Source organism: Dysgonomonas sp. PH5-45 (assembly GCF_029893235.1).
In the GTDB taxonomy this organism is placed as follows: Bacteria; Bacteroidota; Bacteroidia; order Bacteroidales; family Dysgonomonadaceae; genus UBA1309.
In genome coordinates, this window is record NZ_JARXWE010000004.1 from 1 (window position 1) to 18,084 (window position 18,084).

Genomic DNA, 18,084 nt, shown 5'->3' on the forward strand with positions numbered 1-18,084 from the left:
CAAGAGATTGAGCAAATATTCAACGCGCTTATTTCATTGATAATAAATAATTTAACTAAACAAATCAGCGAATTGTTTCAACTACTGATTCGCATAAATTATTAAAATTGAGGTAATGGAAGCAACTAAAAATGACATAAGAATTTTTCGGTTTATTTTTTTCTTATAGAAAGAAAACGTACACAGCAAAACAGAAGTGCTTAAAAAAACACAGAATAGAACTGTTCCTGATTCAAAAATATAAAGAGAATCAAAAAAGCCTATAATTTCATTCTCGTTGATACAAACCTGTAATAGGTAAAAAAAAACAAAAATAACGGACAAACAAATCAGAATAAAAGTAAAGAGCAATAAAGTTGTTAAATTAGTTTTTTTCATAATTTTTGACTTTTAAAAAGGTAAAAAGTAAACAGATGAAAAAGAAGGATCTGGAGAAGTATCTCTCCAACGTGGCTCATATTCTAAGCGGTAATTGGTAGCAATGGAGTAAATAGGAAATCCTCTTCCTTTTTTTTTGTCAAATACAGGTTGGTAATCACACCTAAAGGTATAGAAACGATATTTTTCAATTGAATCGTTCGATAAATAAAAATGACATCGATACTCACTGCGACTCATGCTATTGGATGTTTCAATTATTATTATTGTATCATTTTTGTTCAGATTTTCAAAAGCGTTTAGTGTATCCATCATTATTTTCCTGTAATATCTCCCAAATGGTTTATAATCGGTAGAAACACACGAGTCATACAAGTGTTGTAACTTTAGATCCATTTCACGACTAAGTATAGGTTCAAATGCCGGCATATTCTTGGTTGAGCTACAAGCTAAAAAATAGCATAGTGACAAACATACGATAGTAGTATATAAGAATTTATAATATTTCATCTGCTTTACTACCAAAAATCATCTGTAGAAACAATAACCAAACTATCGGGCCTAACAATTTTTATAGTACGACTTGGTAGTTCATATTTCAGATCACATTGTTCGGAATCTTTATACCCTGGTATAGAATCCTTGAAAGGAATAAGTGATTTTTCATGAAAAAGATTAAATGAATAATTTTTAGCATAATAGATAACTAAGTGATCATCAATAAAGGTATAACCAAAAGCACGACTTTTATCATAAAAATAATCAGCATGTAATTTTAAGAAACGCCTTCCTTGTTTATCTTTATCATATCGTAGAACATAAAACAGTTTATATTCCGAGTAACGTCCTATCTCTTGCTCTACATAGTTTATGAAAGACTTTATCTCTCTTTCAAGAACAGGAGAGAATACACTTTCTTGTTTCAATTCTGAAGCAATCTCTTTAGATACTTTTTCCGTTTTTTTACTATTACATGCAAAAAAAACAAAAAGGCATAATATTATAAAATAAGATTTCATGCAATTCATCATTTGCGTTTTTTGTTCAATATTATATTTTGTAATCCTTTAGGTGTATTTATATTCAAATATGTTTTGCTTTGTGGATTTGTTGGTGTATACATATATAATTCATTTAATTGTGGGTTGTATACGTAATAATTTGGGAGTTCTTGATGATATCGTTCATATTTTCTGTTTTCTTCTCTAATATAATACATATCTTTAGTATATAAAATACTTCCGTCAGCATCTTTTTTATATCCAGATGCTCCTTGAGCATTGCTTTTGGGGTGAAAATGTAAGTCGAAAACTTTTTTTGTAAAGTCAAAAGGCCCATCTGTATTTATTACATATATTTTTTTATGTGATGTAAAAATCACATAACTTAAGGAGGCATCATTATTCATATTATATCCATTTAGCCCCCATTCAACATTTGTATATTTTGCCAAAAAATAAAATAAATTAAAAGCATCTGTTGCACTTTTTGTTGTAGCATAATTCCCTCCCTCTCCTTTAGAGCTTACTCTTCCAGTGCTCGTATATCTATTATTTATTAATCCAGGTAATAAAAGTCGATCATATATAGTTGTTTTAACCATTTTTATCCCAACTCCTAAAATATGACCAAAACTATCTCCCGTTCCCGACCATGCATATAAAGTGTCAAAATCATCATCATTTTTTAATCCCAAAATCATTTTTCCATCTTCATTGACAAAATAAATATCCATACCTGTAGGGTCGATGAACCTTAAAGGATTATTTCCACAATATGCATATGGACTGATAGAATAATAACTATCAGCATGCGGATCCACACTTGTGAACCGTCCCAGAATGGGGTCGTACTGACGGGCATGGAAGTCATAAAGATTCAAGCCGTGCATCGTGTCGTACTCCTTATCGCCAAACTTATAGGGATGAACGCCTTCGTCCCTGCTGAGCACCTGTATAGGCTGACCAAACGGGAAATAGTCCGTCTTCTGGACAACCTCGCCAGAGGCATCGGCTACGATACGGTTGTTGCCCAGATGGTCGGTCTTGTAAAATCTTAAAAATAAAAATAAATTCCCACACCACCATTTAATGCTAACTTAAACATTTGTAGAAAATACTGACTGTCTTGTTTGAATTTTGGAGGAAATTGTTTTTCTTCTAAATAACTGATTATATATTTTATAGATTTAACATCCATAATACTCTCGTCCTCAAAATCATCAATATTTACATCTGCTATTTGATTGATATCATCAAAAACAGACATATCCCATAAATTATAAAAAAACGCTTCATTTAGATATAATGAATACAATTGATCATCTGAAGCTTTATCATAATATAACAAATCTTCTGCATGCTTATCCTTAGGTACAATTATTAATTTTCTAGACATATAGATAATCTTTTAATAATCTGTATTCTTAAAATGAGTTACTTGATTATATTCTGAAGAACTACGTCCCATCTGCTTGCCTTCATAGATCTTATTGTTAGGTACATTTCCATTCATATCTAAATAGATTCTTTTTCCCGTTAGTGTTGTATTCTCTATTCTAAAATAATTTCCTTTTACCTCATTTTTGGGAACATTTGTTTTACTCGTTCTTTTTCTAATATTTTTAATTTTTCTTTTGTAGCCGGATAACTATTTTTATTAAATAGTTTAACTATATTAGTAAAATTCGTTTGTAAAAAATTTTTATATTCTTCAATAGAGGTTATCTTATCAAGTTTTTTTTCATTATACAAAATTGCTTTTACTAAAGCTAAATCATACCAATTCTCATTTGCTTGATTATATCGTATTTCAATCATTTCAGAAGATTTGGAAGAGCTAAATTTTATTAGAAAGCAAATATTAGTAAATATATCATAGTAATCACCAAAAAAGACAGATGTATCCTCTTTAATTAATTTAAATCCGTTTGATTTTAAAAAATTATATATTATTCCATTATTTTTCATAGTATTCTATTTAATTAACCAAAGCCCATTAGGACTTACTTTGTAACCTTTACTGAATAAATACTTCAATTCCATTTGGTAAAAACTGCCAGGTTTAACTTGATTGAGAGGCGTAGCAAGCCTAATGTTATCTCCTCGCAAAATCATTCGATCAAGGAATTTTTGATTTGCTGACCATTGTTCTGCTGTTGTCATTCTATTCCAAACATTTGTAGGTATATTAAATCGCTTAACACCTAACTTTAAAGCAAGTTTTGAATATGCAGGATAATGTCCTAAAACTGTGGTTCCTGCTTTTGCCCCTTTTCCAGCTACACTTCCTATTTTCAAGACAGGAAGCATACCAGTTGCAAGCGTACCTGCTGCTACACCTCTATTATAATCGTTTCCATCAAAGTTTTTGCCTGTGAAAAGAGCATATATATCTTCAAAAACAGTAAAATACCTAAAAGCAAGCTTTCCAGTTCTTTGATACTCTTCTGGGCTTTTTCCATCCATCCAATATGATGCTCGCACACCCAATAAAATAGTAAAGACTACCCGAAGTTCATCTCTACTATTCTTTCTAATTCAATATTAAGATAGCCGTAGTTACAAAATCATTCTTTAATATAGTACATTATCCCCTTTAAACAAGTTCATTCCATTTTTTATTGAAAAATTCACTTTCAATACTTTCGGCATGAAATCTTTCAATGAAATCCATATAGGTCATATTGCTATCTATCCAATAACCATAATTTTTTTTGTAAGGCATTTTTAAAATCGATTTATAATCTTTATTCAATCCAATTTCTCTGGTAGGGAAACCATCGTTTTCATCAAGTTCTAGTAACCAATACACGGCATTATTTATTTTGTCTTCATAATCTGGATTTGCTTTGGGAAAAAGCAAGAATACTATTCTAATCAATAACTTTTGAAAGAAATTTTCTTTGAAATTATCCTTATTAAATCTAAATTCAAATTTTATATATTTCATGTTTTTTATTTTTTCCAGTGAAAGTGTCCAGGATCTTGAACTCGCCAATTATTACCTGGTAATTTAGTCTGTCTGAGTGATTGATTCCATCTTCGTAATGTAGGGTTACCTATTCTATGAACATACCTTGGAGATGCTCCCCATCTTGTTCCATATGTGACATAATCCCCTTTACGGCTAAAAGATTTCCCATATGGCCTAATCCATTGCTTCACTCCTCCTGTTGCTTTTGATGCAACAGTACCACCTTTATATATTCCCCATACTAATCCAATAGTATTTACAAAAGAATCAGACATCTTGAAGTTAGGTGTTCCATCTAAATTATAAACACCTCGTCCTCCCGTCAACTCATTCTCTGGCCCATAGTTAAATGCAAAACCAAAAAAAGATTTCATAGCAACAGTAACATCATTTACTATATTATAACCTAAGTTAGCAAAAAAATTATCTGAATATGATAATTCCTGCCAAAAAGACACCTCTCCTTGAACAAATTGAGGTTGATCTTTAGCCATTCCGCTTACAGCATCAGACAATGAAATACCACCAGTTCCAGAATATCCACTACTCATACCACCAAAGCCTCTACTATTGCTTGTGGAGCCAGAACTACCGCCGCCTCTGTTCTGATCTTCAATGTTAGTAGTTCCAGATATAGGTTTACTCACGATAGTTTGTAGCACTTCTCTATATTTATCGTAATCAAATCCTTTCATTTTTGGCTTTTTCCCTATTATTACCACATTTGGAAGTTCTCCTCCATAAATGACAGGTATACCAGGAAAGTGTAAGTTAACCCATTTGAGAAGATCCCCATTCCCATCATCCATCATCCCCGTTGGATCAATCCTATTAATGGGATTGTTAGAGCAATAGTGATATGGTGTTTGCGAGTATGAGCATTCCGCCAATGGATCCACACTTGTGAACCGTCCCAGAATGGGGTCGTACTGACGGGCATGGAAGTCGTAAAGATTCAAGCCGTGCATTGTGTCGTACTCCTTATCGCCAAACTTATAGGGATGAACGCCTTCGTCCCTGCTGAGCTCTTGTATGGGCTGACCAAACGGGAAATAGTCCGTCTTCTGTATAACCTCGCCAGAGGCATCGGCTACGATACGGTTGTTGCCCAGATGATCGGTCTTGTAAAAATAGTAATTTCCGTCTTCAATATACCCTCCTTCTATGAAAATTGTTTTCAAGGCTTCGGCCTTGATGATCTTTGAGTTGTTTTTCAGTTTTTAAGAGAAAAAAATAGTAAAGACTACCCGAAGTTCATCTTTACTATTTCTATCTCACATAATATTTTCAATGATTACTAAACAGTTATAAAACAGCATTTAACTTAGGGTATTGCTGACTTATTTTGTATGATAATAGTACCCTCGATAATCATATTCACCCTTAGGATTCTTTATCAAAACGGAAACCATGTAATAGATGCAAGGGAGAGTCCCTCTTTCACTTTCAACCGCGATATGTTCTTCAATGTTATCATTTTGGACTGCTTCTATAATAGGATGTAGAGAAGTATCTCCCCTAGGTGGTATATATTCCAAGCGACAATTGGTAGCAATAGAGTAAATAGGAAATCCTCTTCCTTTTTTTTTGTCAAATACAGGTTGGTGATCACACCTAAAGGCATAGAAACGATATTTTTCAATTGAATCGTTTGATAAATAAAAATGACATCGATACTCACCGCGACTCATGCTATCGGACGTTTCAATTATTATTACTGTATCGTTTTTGTTCAGATTCTCAAAAGCGTTTAGTGTATTCATCATTATTTTCCTGTAATATCTCCCAAACGGTTTATAATCAGTAGAAACACACGAATCATACAAGTGTTGTAATCTTATATCCATTTCACGACTAAGTATAGGTTCAAATGCCGGCACATTCTTGGTTGAGCTACAACCTAAAGTCAGAACCAATCCTAACAACAATGTTATTAAAATGAAGTTTTTCATAATATTCAACTATCAATAAAATGTTCTCTTATTTTATCAGTAGGGTCTTCAAGAGTGAAGTATACCGGTTCCCATTGTAGTCTGCCTTTCCCCTTTGTTAATTTATAATATATACCTTCTTGTTTGTGATCTGTTTCATCGCCATGATTTTGAATATGTCTTGTATTATAACCATAACTTTGAATATGGCTTGTTTTATAACTGTAACTTTGAATATCGTATTCCCCTTCGGAATTTTTAATAAAAATAGATGTTATGTAAGTGACAGAAGGTATTGATCCTAACTCAATACTTGTTTTTATAGACCTTTCCAAATGTCCTTTTTGAAAAGCTTTGATTATCATATCAGTAGATTTATGATTTGTGTTTGTGGGAAAAGGCAATGACTCTTTTAAAACCCACTGTCTTTTTTCTTCAAGACTCTTTCTTTGAACTTGTTCTTTCCTATAAACTCTATATTTTTTTTCATTATCGTTTGACAAATAAATACTAGTTGTATAAGATGCATAAACACTTATAGTATATTCTTGAATGATTATAGTATCGTTCTTATTCAAATTACTTATGGTATTGAGTGTATCTACCATTCTCTTATGATCAGCCTCATTAAAATCATCCTTTATTGGGCAAGAATTAAATAGATTTTTCATTTCTTTAATTATTAATTTATGTTGAGATTTATTGCTACCCTTAGCCGTGTTGCAGGTTGATATTATTGTAACACAAATTGATAATGTAATTAATAAATTTTTCATATTGTTTTATTATTATTTTCTCCTTCTAAAAGAAGAACCGGGAGATTCTGCTTTTAGTGGATGAATTATTGCTGGTTTATACTCATAGCCTGAATAAATATTAATTCCCCGTCCAATAACATCTCCATGATATATTACTTGAGATGCATTTATAGGCTCTCCAGTGTATTTATCTATAGCATAGTGTGTTCGTAAAGGAAGCATTAGTTCAGATTGAACAAGATTTTCCCAATGTATTGCAACTATTTCGGCAGTCATAACATCCTCACCTCCAGACGAGAACCAAACATTGAAAACTTTTTCTCCTCTATATATAAAATCCATTCTATGCGCCAACTCATGAAGTAAATCGAGCCAAAAGGGACGTTTGTAACCGTTCATTGATTGCATAGGTGTATTAGGATTTACTTTAAATTGATTATTTATCAGGATTATATTACCATTCAATATCATATTATCTCCATTCCAAGATTGAATAAATGCATGATTATATTCATTTGCAAAGAACCCTAAAAGGCCGGCTCCTGAATGAGTAAATTCAATACAGCTGAAAGCATCTATGATACCATCAAGAAAGAAATCGCCCCCCGCATAGGGAATAGTATAATCAGTTTTTTCGGGGTCCCATTGATAAAGTTTCCCATTTTCATATTTATACTCATTTCCCAAATGATGAATATAAATCCATTTTCCGGTAGGGTCAATAAATTTAAGCGGATTGTTTGCACAATAAGCATAGGGGCTGATGGAATAATACATCTCTGCACAAGGATCCACACTTGTGAACCGTCCCAAAATGGGGTCGTACTGACGGGCATGGAAGTCATAAAGATTCAAGCCGTGCATTGTGTCGTATTCTTTATCGCCAAACTTATAGGGATGAACGCCTTCGTCCCTACTGAGTTCCTGTATGGGCTGACCAAACGGGAAATAGTCCGTCTTCTGTATAACCTCGCCCGAGGCATCGGCAACGATACGGTTGTTGCCCAGATGGTCGGTCTTGTAAAAATAGTAATTTCCGTTCTCAATATACCCACCTTCTATAAAAATTGTTTTCAAGGCTTCGGCTTCTATCACCATATTCTCATCGTAACGGATAGTCTTCCGGTTCCTGTACGGATCAAAAATAGGAAAGCTAAGAGCTTGTCCTGAAAGCGGAAATATAATAAGTGGAGTGTTCCAGGCATACTTCACAGCAAGCTTACAGCCTCCGGCGGTATATTCGTAGTCAACCTTCCCTTCGGCAAGACTGTTGTTCATTTTCACCTGCAAGGGCATTCCGTTGTAAAGGTCGTAATAGATGGAATCGCCCTTGTTAGCATCCCACACCATTGCCCCGTTGGTATTGTAGCCATACTCCTGGCTCAAGGTCTTATACTTGATGAAATATCCTCCATCGGGCGATATGTCGTCTACTTTTTTCATCTGGTTACCCGTGTAAGTGATGTCGAGTGCCTCCCTGCTCTTTCTGACGGGAGTGTTTACGCCATATTCTATGTGCTTGACATTACCATGCTTGTCGTAACGATATGCGGAGCCACAATCATTAAAATTGAAGATGTCGGTATAAGCAGCCGAGGTGATTCGCGAAAGCCTGTCGTAACTGAACGAATACGAATTAGATGTGTTATTACGGGCCGAACCCCATTTAGTCGAGGCAATGTTACCTCCCGGGGTATAAGTAAGAGTTTGTGAAAACAGATCACTGTTTATCTGTTTTACCTGCGAGCGAACATTGTATGCGTAATCGGTTTTAAGGGCAGGTTGTTGTGCAACCTGTTCCGATACGAGTCGTCCCATTTCGTCATATTCGTTTTGTGCCAGAATAACAGGAGCATTGTTATTCAGTGCGTGTGTAGTTTTCAGTAAACGCCCGGCATGGTCGTACTCGTACGTGTAGAACTCTTCTGTTTTTGTATATTGATGAGCAGCATGATGAACAATTTTCCGCTTAATGGGCTGCCCCGAAAAATTATAATCGGTAAACTCCACATGCAACCTGATCGGGGTGCGTGTTCTTCGTTGGATAACTTGTCCACGGTCGTCGTAATAAAAAACGGTAGGTACATAGCCCTGCCCTCCATCGGGAAGATCAAAAAAGTCGAGTGTTGCTGTAAGTAATCCTTTGGCCGAAGAGTATCTCTTTTTTGAAAAGCCGGCAGGTTGTCCTTCAACAGAAGCCTCCCCTCCTTCGGCAAAAAGTTCACCTATTCCGGTAGTACTGTTCTCAAAGATATAATTGTCGTAAAAACTCACAAAAAGTATTTTAGCCGATAAATTAAGGTCGGGAAGAGTGTGGGAGGTATATCCTTTCCACCCTTTTTCATTGGGATCAGGCTCTTCGCAAACAACAATATTTTGACAGTCGGTAGATAGTTGGAAGCGGGTTTTATTTGTTGTATAAAGCCCCGATATAATCGGCCGGCCGAATTTATCGTATTTGTTAAATGCCCATTTGCCTGCTTTGCGTTGCTCGCCGTCTTGCGAGAATATCAACTGGTCGGCTTTATCGTAAATATAATACTCCCAATCGCATCCCGGCAGTTTTTTTTCCGAACATCGACCACGGGCATCGTATTTGTATATATAAGCATATTGCTTCATTTTTGTGGATGTGTCGTAAACCGTTTCTCCTGCAGCAATACCATCGGAGAGCAATGGAGGCAGTACATATCTCAGATTTCCCTTATCGTCATAGACATAATAGGTATCGTAGTTCCCATCATCATTAATCTGCCGGGTAAGAATGGTTTGGCCTATCATATTTCTAAACTCATAGATTCCATTTCCATCTTCGTTCTTTATTTCTACGATAGATAATTCAGCTTCTGGATAAACACCAACCTTAGTTATATTATTGGAAGTACCAATTGTAAACTTACAACAATGAAGCCTGAATATACTGGTATTGAATAAATATGCGATTTTGGACGACTTACCGTTGTTATGCCATTCTTCGCCTGGGCCATATTGTTGTAATGGTCTGCCAAGAGGAGAGTTTTCATAAATGTTTTTCATGTATGGCGCGGCATCGTTATGCTGAGCTTTAATAGTGTTTTTGATTAAAGAGGTTGGACTAAGGTAGGCGCCTTTCCTGCTGAGAGAGACTGGAAGCCATGTGATAGAATCTCTGCCCGAAGAGTCATATTCTTTCAATACTATTAAGTCATTTCCTTTAGGAGTTATTCCTATTTGTGTAAACTGTGACTGTCTACCTATTCCATCCATGTATTCCACCTGATCTACGTACTTCGAACCATCGGTCGATGTATAAGTCCTTACAACATTATAACTTCTCCCTGCAGATAAGCTGGGGGGGGCCATTGTGATATAGCCTGAGATAGATGTTGTTATATTTCCATTGGCATTACTATATCCTTCCGAAACAACATAATAAGTTCCGGGAGCCAAATTAATCATTTTCAGATACGAATGTGCCGTTTTGGAACAAGCTCCCTCTCCACCATAATTATCATTATATGCAATTCTTGTACCAGAAGAATTCAGTAGATGAACATAAGTATTAGACACTTCCGATCCACAGAGGGAGATAACTATATCCATCGCTCGTGAAAGGGTAAACTTATAATAGACATCCTTGGATGGTTTTCCTGCATACGAAGACCCCAAGGCTGTGGTATTGGTGTTTGTATAATTATCGGTATTCTTTGTATCTACATACATGAACGTTTCGTTTTTGCTCCCCAAATTAATTGGGTTATTCTTAGTGTCGCCCACTTGAGCTAAAATTACTCCCGAAGGAAATAGTATAGCTGTTAGAAGAATTATTATATAGTGTTTCATATGTCTCTTGTTTTAATTAATTAGAGAAATGCGATTCTCGGGATTCAATTTTCCTTTTTTTGTTTTTATCATTATTTTCGTAATAATAAGTTTCTTTTAATGCCCCAAAATTATCGTATTCGAAATAAGTTTTGATTCCACGTGGGTCAGTTACTTCCGCAACCTCTCCCAATGAATTATATTTGTATGTAGTAATCATGGCATTAGGCAAATTATTTCTCAACAAATTACTTATTTCATCCTCTTTTGGTTTTCTATCGGAAGATATATTTGAGGGAAAACTTAATCCTTTTTTTTCAGGAGCAGCAGGAAAGTATAACTTCAATAAAGCTTGAACCTGTTCGTAAGTAGCGTTGCTTATCAGAGCAATGGGGTATCTCCCACAATAAGACCACAGAGTAATAGTTGTAAAAGAATCATCCTTTACAACTGTTATTGGATTCCCGTAAACATCATAGTTACTGTATCTTACACGGGGTTTAACAAAACGGGAGTGAACACCCAAGCTATCAGTATTAACCAGATAAGCTTTTTTATAAGCACTTAAATTTACAGAAGATGTCGATTCCAATGCGTATTCTGTTTGTAGTGCAGGAAATCCTTCTTCTGAGTTTGATGGATTAGCAGTTTGCCATGAATAAGTACTTATTTGGGATGAGATTATTTTATCATTATTCAACACAATCGTTTCTATTGGATAGGAAACCATATGTTTATTCAGCATATTTTTATAACGGTTATTATCTCTATCCGCAACAGAAGCAAAAGAATCATCAAAATCACTCAAATAATACCTTTCTGTCCGAATATTATCAGAGGTATTATTCGAGTATATTGTACGGCTTTCGGATTGAGGTAACCGATCCCTGTTATACGTATAGTTAGTAGTTATACTTTGTTTTTTACCTAAATTATAGTTAGTCTCTTTTACAGATGTGGGTAAATAAGAATAAGTATATATTAAAGATGCTGTTGCATTTTTTAAAACAATATTGCCACAAGGGTTAGATAGTCGACACTTAATATATTTTAAATATTCTCCTGGTGCTAAGGAATCATGGAAGTCCTTATATTCTTGAATAGCTTCGGTATATGGATATCTCCTATCAGAGCTTATAGCTGAGTAGCTTATTGTTTTTTCAAGAACAAGGTTTCCGTTTTTATCAAATCCCTCCATTTTATTTAATTTCCCTCTTTCCAATGCTTTTGATACGAAAGGAAGGTTTTGTTCCGGACCAATTTTGTCTATAACGCCGGCTATGTATTTCTGATCACTATGCCCGTTTGTGAAATCTGTAAAATAATACTTAAATCGGGTTCCATCCTGTTTTTTTTCTGTAATTTCAGAATACGAAATATGATTGTTTCCATAATTACTGGTTCCTGGTAACCCAAAAAAAGAAGAGATTAATTCTATATCCGTCGGATATCCTGGCTTTATTTGTGAATTCCTGAGAGAGATGGGAATTGTATTCATCTCATAAAATAAACCCAAAGGACCAGAAATAAGGAAACCACTGGATCTTTCCTGATTGTCTTTATAGATAAACTCACTCCATTGGCCAGGATCTATTGCTGAAGTATTTTCATAAACTGCAATTTTTTTGATTCTTAAACCTCCAACCTGTACAGGTTCACTTGTATAAGAAAAAGACGATACATCAGTCCAGTCATCATTCCATTTCCCATAATCATGAGGTTCGTATGTGAAGCGTTTCATTCCACCTGTAGGGAGAATTATATCTTTAAGCATTCCATATGTTAATTTCTCCGAAGACACATATTTTCGGGGACCATCCATCGAGATTAGATCTTTAAGAGTCTGACTTTTATTGCCATTATAAAAACCCCAAAAATCCGTTTCGAATGAAAAATAACGAGGTAGTTTATCCATATCATAATATCTAAACTCATAAGAACGGTTCTCGCCATCTCTTTGCCGACCCTGTTGCGTTACCTTTGTTAAAAATAAGCGCTGATTGGGGTTATTGTTATACGAAAATGTGAATTCATCAATTGTTTCACCTTCCCGATTCTCTATCTTTATGCCATCCAGTTTTTTCCATTTTATTTTTTTTAAACCTTCTCTTATTGGTATCTCCTTTGAAGGATGATAGCCTTCACGTTTCAAGATGTTAACATACGGTTTAGATAGATAATCATTAGGCTCAGCAGGTATTGTATCTTCATAATTAAAGTCTGGCGTACGAGAACTATAAGAAGAGGGATGTATATATGCGTATCGGGGATATTCTAATTCTAACGATTCTGACATAGATAAATGGACAGTTTCGTTTTTCGTTTCTATCTTGCTTAGATAAACAGGAGATACTAGATAGTTTTTAAAATAGGCTCTGGGATTATCGCTTGTCACATCCCACTCTAATCTTTCACTACAAATTTCTGAATCAACATATACCTTTGGGGGTGTATAAACATGGTGTATTTGTGTAACAAATTCTTCTCTTTCGTACGAGAAATCGATTGTGTCATAGGTTGGGGTAGTGATTCTTGTCAGATACCAAGCATTTGCTATCCAAGAATTTCCGTCTTGATTGAAGTAATTTAACGAATATTCAATAGCCTCTCCATAGGTATCTCGATATTCTACTCCTCCATAATCACCCCTGTCTGGGAATGCGAGTCTACCATAATCACCAAAACGATATTTAACTCCATCGCCTGTGGTTAATATAAACCCCTCAAGCGTTTGAGAACTTAAATATTTAGGCCGATCTGTACCCGAGTAAAGGAATATTCCCGCTCTTAAAATTTCAGGGACATAAGACTTCCCTAAAAGTTCAACTTTTACCGGTTGATCACACCTTACTTGCCATTCTCCATATTGGTTTAAATAAAAATATCCGGAACACCCTGGTAAATTAAACCTAAATTCATCGGGTTCAAGGTCAATGGTTTTGTTCTTATCTAAGATTCCCTTTAGTAAATCCTCTGCAGGCCCTTCGGCAAATAAAAATCCACAATTTGGTTTATATGTAACATCATATATATCAAAATCATCAGGTATACCTTTTATTACACGGGTAACAACCCCTCCCGAGGCTAATGACCAATTGGCACCTACCCAACCGGGATGCTGATCAACCTGAAAGCCGGAAGTATTATAGTTTAAAAAAATAGGAATCTTTACCTGACCCGTATTAATTGAATAGATTGGTATTTGGACTGATTGTGCCCCGGTATATAATGATCCCTTTTGTTCGTTCTGATATCCCCAAACAATACTATTAGGACTCAAAAGACTACCTACTAAACCTAATTCTTTAACCACTTCCTGTGCTACTGTATTTAGTGGAGTAAATATAATACTCAATATTGTTAAGGTTACATAAAAATATTTCTTCATGGATTATACTATGTTTTGATTATTATCTATTTGCTTTGTTTCTTCTTTTAGCTTGAGATTATCTCTTTATTACAACTGAGCCTGTGTGTTCACCATTTACTATGAATTTCAGGGCATAACTACCCGGGAAGAGATCCGAACAGTCCATTGTGGCAGTATGTACTCCTGCCTCTTTTCTTCTTGCCGGGATATCCTTCACCAACCCGTGGGTAACACTGTAAAGGGTGATGCCTATCTCAGCCCCTTCTTCCAGCTTGTATTCAATGTTCAGAGTTGTAGATACAGGGTTCGGGAAGAAGTTGTACGAAAAGTTCTTCTCTATCCAACTTATAGGGTTGTCTGTATCCGGTGTGTTGGGTTGTTGATCGAGGCTGTCAAGCACGGCAAGGTTTTCATCGTCCGTATCCAGATAGTAATGTTCCTGTGGCGGATAGAAAAAAGCAGTGGTGAAATATACTTCCTTGTCTTGAGTTAACAGGTTGGTGTTCCTTACCGTTTCGAAAATAGGATAGCGGTAACCTTTCTCGTACCAACGGTAGGTCTCTATTTGCGTGTGGAAGGGAGGTACACTGTCCGCTATATCCAGACTGTCAAGTACACGCTCCATCGTCTGTACCGTCCTGATGCGGAATACATGATGAAGGGTATCTTTATTGGGCAGTATCATTATACCCATGGCATCGCCTTCCACCGATACGCTTCCCCTTATATCCATATATTCTGTACCTGAATAAATGGATTCGGAGTTGTAAGTGTCTTCTATCTTCTGCCCGTAAGCCAGTGGATAGTTAACCACGGGTATAGCCGGCATATTGTGCATCTGCGATACGGGGTTCTTAAAGCCCAGAAGCCTTAACATATTCTTTTGATGGCGATAAAAGTATTTGGTATAGTGTTCTGTGCCTATAACAAGGTCACCTTCCGATATATCATCCACAAGGATGGTATCTTTACCCAGTACATACAGCGAGTCATCCCACGAAACGGGAGCCGAGTAGGTAAGGCGGTATTCGTCGTTAATGGCTTTGAGTTGGCTGAAGTCCCAGATGACATTCTCTCCTTGACGTCCCGGGTCTTTATACTCTACCTGCTGCTTAACGATTTCATCGCCTGCACGAAGATGATTATTACTGTAAGTGATTTGTCCATACACGAAAACGGCAGGCAACAAAGAAAATAGAAATAGTGAAAACACTCGTTTCATATACTACTAAGTGATTATAAGGTTAATTTATGATTTTCCGTTAAATTGAAATACAAAAATACAAAAATATCGCAAATTTGATTTAATTTAAACAAAAAATCACAATTAACAGTATTTGTTTTCCTTTTGGGCTATTGATTAAAGAGTTAGTTAAAATAAACGATAGGAAATATGTGTTTATGGGCGAAAATGAGGTTAGATTGAAAGATTCAAAAATTTAGCATAATCAACCCACGGATAGTGTGTTGCTGTCCGGTTCTGTATCATCATCATTTCAGTCGATACATACCTCCGGGAAGGGGTTCTATTATGTTTTTCATTTCCATTTCCAACAATGTGGGTAAAAGCACTGGCAAAGATATACCCGACAAATCGGACAAGGAATTTACATGCATCGCGTCTTCCTGAAGGAGCAGATCGTGAATTCGTTGCTCTTCGGCAGATAGATTCTGAAACAGTTGAGGTTGTCGTTCCACTTGCTTTTTTGTTTTCAAATCCCAATTCATGGCCTTTATCAAATCGTCGGCCGATTGTAAAAGAATGGCTTTATTTTCTTGAATCAGGCGGTTGCATCCCAGCGATGAAGCGTCCGACACCCTTCCGGGAAGGGCAAAAACCTCACGGTTATAAGAGTTTGCGATATCGGCCGTAATGAGAGATCCTCCTTTCTTGTCCGACTCAACCACAACAACGGCATCTGCCAGCCCGGCTATGATGCGGTTACGCCTTACAAAGTTAAACCTTTCGGGTTCTGTTTCGGAGGTAAACTCGGTCAGCAATCCACCGTTTCCGAGCATATCCACAGCCGTTTTCCGGTGTACCGAAGGATAAATCCTATCCAATCCATGAGCCAGCACCCCAACCGTTGACAGGCTGTTTTTCAGAGCAGCACGGTGTGCCTGAATATCTATCCCATAAGCTAATCCGCTAACGATAAGAACATCAGGAAAGCTTTGCGCCACTTCTTCCACAAACCGTTCAGTAAATGAATTCCCGTAAGCCGTAGATTTGCGCGTACCCACAATGCTTATAGTTTTTTTTGCATCCAAATCGGCATTACCTTTATAATAAAGCATCGAGGGAGCATCTATACAGTGCTTCAAACGTTCCGGATAATCGGTTTGCGTATAGAAATACGTGCGGATTTTATTTTTTTCGACAAACTCCAACTCCTTTTCGGCTCGCAACAGAACCGAAGGATTCAATATCTCATCAACCATCCCCTTGCCTACTCCTCTGATTGACAAAAGACTCTTCCTTGTAGATTTAAATATGGCCTCTTCATCGCCAACCACTTCCATAAGCTGGCGAGCAGTGATACACCCTACCCCTTTTATCAGGGTAAGGGCTATTTGATATAGTTTTTTTGAATCGGTAGTCACACTTCAAAAGTAATTCCTTTAACCTGAAAAAACAAGGAGAAATTTAACCTTTCCACAAAATATTTCAGAACTTTATCCGATAAAATAAGGTTATTATAATTAAACTCTTTATTTTTGCAGGACAACCATTATTTATATTGATTCTAAATACAACAATCATGTCTGACCATCACAACCATCATAACAAAAAGCATGACCATGAACATGGGCATAGTCATTCGCATACACACAATGCCAACAAAACGGCTCTGTCATGGAGCTTCGTTCTCATAGCCGGATTCATGTTTGTAGAATTTGTGGGTGGATTCCTCACCAACAGCCTTGCCTTGCTTTCGGATGCAGGGCATATGCTCTCGGACGCTGTTGCTTTGGGTTTAAGTCTTAGTGCCGCCATATTCGGGGCAAGGGCTGCCACTCAAGACAAAACATACGGATATAAACGCTTTGAAATACTGGCTGCATTGCTCAACGGATTGGTGCTTGTTGTCATTTCCGTTTTTATATGCAAAGAAGCCATAGAGAGAATTTCGTCGCCCACGCCTGTGGTTGGTAAAGGGATGATAATTATCTCAACTATCGGGCTAATAATAAATATTATTGTTGCCTATATCCTATCGCGAGGGGAAACAAAGGATAACCTGAATGTAAAAAGCGCATTTATGCACGTTCTGGGAGACCTGTTAGGCTCGGTAGGCGCAATTGTTGCCGCCATACTGATAATTGCTTTTGGCTGGAACATTGCCGACCCGATAGCCAGCATAATTGTTTCGATACTCGTTCTTTTCAGCGGATGGAGGATATTGCGGGAATCACTAAACGTACTTATGGAAGCTAAACCTGCCAACATAGACAGCCGGAAAATAATTCAAGCATTGAAAGAAATCCCTGAAGTGAAAGACATTCACGATATGCATATCTGGACTATTACCTCCGACTTTCCGGCATTCACGGCGCATCTGAAAGTTGATATAAATTCCGACCGCGACCAAGTTCTTCAGAAAGCAATCACCGCCATAGAACAAATAAGCGGCATCAAGCACATAACCCTACAGATCGAAGGCGCGGAGATGGAAGGACATCAAGAAAACTGTTGTGATGGCCCGGTTGCATGAGATTTCAACACCTATTTTTTTCAAACTCTTAACAAAGAAAAAAAATAAAAGAGGAAATTCTTCACAGAATCTCCTCTTATGAGTTTAATCAAGATATTAGCATTTAAGGTAAAAAGATTGTTTTTAGGTTATTATCACAAAGATGTAACTTTAAC

16 protein-coding genes are annotated in these 18,084 nt (G+C 36.4%); 2 read left to right on the forward strand and 14 right to left on the reverse strand.

Annotated elements, in window-relative coordinates; all coding sequences use genetic code 11:
- Positions 1-390: 390 nt before the first annotated feature.
- From M2132_RS02425 to M2132_RS02435, 3 genes are all read right to left on the reverse strand, one after another.
- Positions 391-693, reverse strand: coding sequence for a hypothetical protein (locus tag M2132_RS02425; RefSeq protein WP_280670984.1), 303 nt, complete (start codon positions 691-693; stop codon positions 391-393).
- Between the two features lie 203 nt (positions 694-896).
- Positions 897-1,397 carry a hypothetical protein gene (locus tag M2132_RS02430; RefSeq protein WP_280670986.1) on the reverse strand — a complete coding sequence of 167 codons (501 nt, stop codon included), beginning with the start codon at positions 1,395-1,397 and terminating at the stop codon, positions 897-899.
- Between the two features lie 8 nt (positions 1,398-1,405).
- The gene (locus M2132_RS02435; RefSeq protein ID WP_280698191.1) at positions 1,406-2,329 is read right to left on the reverse strand and encodes an RHS repeat-associated core domain-containing protein; all 924 of its coding nucleotides are present in this window, start codon (positions 2,327-2,329) and stop codon (positions 1,406-1,408) included.
- Between M2132_RS02435 and M2132_RS02440 the strand changes: the two genes are divergently transcribed.
- Positions 2,240-2,437, forward strand: a complete 198-nt coding sequence (locus M2132_RS02440) for a hypothetical protein (RefSeq protein WP_280698196.1) — start codon at positions 2,240-2,242, stop codon at positions 2,435-2,437. The two genes, M2132_RS02435 and M2132_RS02440, sit on opposite strands and share 90 nt — an antisense overlap.
- Here M2132_RS02440 and M2132_RS02445 read toward each other — a convergent pair.
- From M2132_RS02445 to dprA, 11 genes are all read right to left on the reverse strand, one after another.
- Entirely contained in the window at positions 2,434-2,775 is a 342-nt protein-coding gene (locus tag M2132_RS02445) for a hypothetical protein (RefSeq protein ID WP_280670988.1), read from the reverse strand. The genes M2132_RS02440 and M2132_RS02445 overlap by 4 nt on opposite strands.
- 176 nt (positions 2,776-2,951) lie before the next feature.
- Positions 2,952-3,347 (reverse strand): hypothetical protein, encoded by a 396-nt coding sequence (locus tag M2132_RS02450; RefSeq protein WP_280670990.1) that lies wholly within the window; start codon positions 3,345-3,347, stop codon positions 2,952-2,954.
- A 6-nt stretch (positions 3,348-3,353) separates the two neighbouring features.
- Positions 3,354-3,845 (reverse strand): hypothetical protein, encoded by a 492-nt coding sequence (locus M2132_RS02455; RefSeq protein WP_280670993.1) that lies wholly within the window; start codon positions 3,843-3,845, stop codon positions 3,354-3,356.
- Positions 3,846-3,975: 130 nt separating this feature from the next.
- Complete coding sequence (locus tag M2132_RS02460; RefSeq protein ID WP_280670995.1) at positions 3,976-4,329, reverse strand: hypothetical protein; 354 nt, start codon at positions 4,327-4,329, stop codon at positions 3,976-3,978.
- A 5-nt stretch (positions 4,330-4,334) separates the two neighbouring features.
- Positions 4,335-5,534, reverse strand: coding sequence for an RHS repeat domain-containing protein (locus tag M2132_RS02465; RefSeq protein ID WP_280670997.1), 1,200 nt, complete (start codon positions 5,532-5,534; stop codon positions 4,335-4,337).
- Between the two features lie 159 nt (positions 5,535-5,693).
- A complete protein-coding gene (locus M2132_RS02470; protein ID WP_280698193.1) occupies positions 5,694-6,305 on the reverse strand; it encodes a hypothetical protein in 612 nt (203 codons plus the stop codon).
- Between the two features lie 5 nt (positions 6,306-6,310).
- Entirely contained in the window at positions 6,311-7,060 is a 750-nt protein-coding gene (locus M2132_RS02475; RefSeq protein WP_280671001.1) for a hypothetical protein, read from the reverse strand.
- A 12-nt stretch (positions 7,061-7,072) separates the two neighbouring features.
- Complete coding sequence (locus tag M2132_RS02480; protein WP_280671004.1) at positions 7,073-10,864, reverse strand: DUF6443 domain-containing protein; 3,792 nt, start codon at positions 10,862-10,864, stop codon at positions 7,073-7,075.
- Positions 10,865-10,880: 16 nt separating this feature from the next.
- Complete coding sequence (locus M2132_RS02485; protein ID WP_280671006.1) at positions 10,881-14,231, reverse strand: hypothetical protein; 3,351 nt, start codon at positions 14,229-14,231, stop codon at positions 10,881-10,883.
- A gap of 58 nt (positions 14,232-14,289) precedes the next feature.
- Positions 14,290-15,435: a T9SS C-terminal target domain-containing protein gene (locus M2132_RS02490; protein WP_280671008.1), complete on the reverse strand. Its 1,146-nt coding sequence runs from the start codon at positions 15,433-15,435 to the stop codon at positions 14,290-14,292.
- 269 nt (positions 15,436-15,704) lie between these two features.
- A complete protein-coding gene (gene dprA / locus M2132_RS02495; protein ID WP_280671010.1) occupies positions 15,705-16,817 on the reverse strand; it encodes a DNA-processing protein DprA in 1,113 nt (370 codons plus the stop codon).
- 158 nt (positions 16,818-16,975) lie between these two features.
- Here dprA and M2132_RS02500 point away from each other — a divergent pair, with 158 nt between their 5' ends.
- The gene (locus M2132_RS02500) at positions 16,976-17,929 is read left to right on the forward strand and encodes a cation diffusion facilitator family transporter (RefSeq protein ID WP_280671012.1); all 954 of its coding nucleotides are present in this window, start codon (positions 16,976-16,978) and stop codon (positions 17,927-17,929) included.
- The last annotated feature ends 155 nt before the right edge of the window (positions 17,930-18,084 follow it).

What these genes read in the sequence shown, in the direction of transcription:
- M2132_RS02485 (WP_280671006.1), bottom strand. Translation starts at nt 14,231, where the DNA reads ATGAAGAAATATTTTTATGTAACCTTAACAATATTGAGTATTATATTT.
- M2132_RS02460 (WP_280670995.1), bottom strand. Translation starts at nt 4,329, where the DNA reads ATGAAATATATAAAATTTGAATTTAGATTTAATAAGGATAATTTCAAA.
- M2132_RS02480 (WP_280671004.1), bottom strand. Translation starts at nt 10,864, where the DNA reads ATGAAACACTATATAATAATTCTTCTAACAGCTATACTATTTCCTTCG.
- M2132_RS02425 (WP_280670984.1), bottom strand. Translation starts at nt 693, where the DNA reads ATGATGGATACACTAAACGCTTTTGAAAATCTGAACAAAAATGATACA.
- M2132_RS02490 (WP_280671008.1), bottom strand. Translation starts at nt 15,435, where the DNA reads ATGAAACGAGTGTTTTCACTATTTCTATTTTCTTTGTTGCCTGCCGTT.
- M2132_RS02500 (WP_280671012.1), top strand. Translation starts at nt 16,976, where the DNA reads ATGTCTGACCATCACAACCATCATAACAAAAAGCATGACCATGAACAT.
- M2132_RS02455 (WP_280670993.1), bottom strand. Translation starts at nt 3,845, where the DNA reads ATGGATGGAAAAAGCCCAGAAGAGTATCAAAGAACTGGAAAGCTTGCT.
- M2132_RS02440 (WP_280698196.1), top strand. Translation starts at nt 2,240, where the DNA reads ATGGAAGTCATAAAGATTCAAGCCGTGCATCGTGTCGTACTCCTTATC.
- M2132_RS02450 (WP_280670990.1), bottom strand. Translation starts at nt 3,347, where the DNA reads ATGAAAAATAATGGAATAATATATAATTTTTTAAAATCAAACGGATTT.
- M2132_RS02470 (WP_280698193.1), bottom strand. Translation starts at nt 6,305, where the DNA reads ATGAAAAACTTCATTTTAATAACATTGTTGTTAGGATTGGTTCTGACT.
- M2132_RS02430 (WP_280670986.1), bottom strand. Translation starts at nt 1,397, where the DNA reads ATGAAATCTTATTTTATAATATTATGCCTTTTTGTTTTTTTTGCATGT.
- M2132_RS02475 (WP_280671001.1), bottom strand. Translation starts at nt 7,060, where the DNA reads ATGAAAAATTTATTAATTACATTATCAATTTGTGTTACAATAATATCA.
- M2132_RS02445 (WP_280670988.1), bottom strand. Translation starts at nt 2,775, where the DNA reads ATGTCTAGAAAATTAATAATTGTACCTAAGGATAAGCATGCAGAAGAT.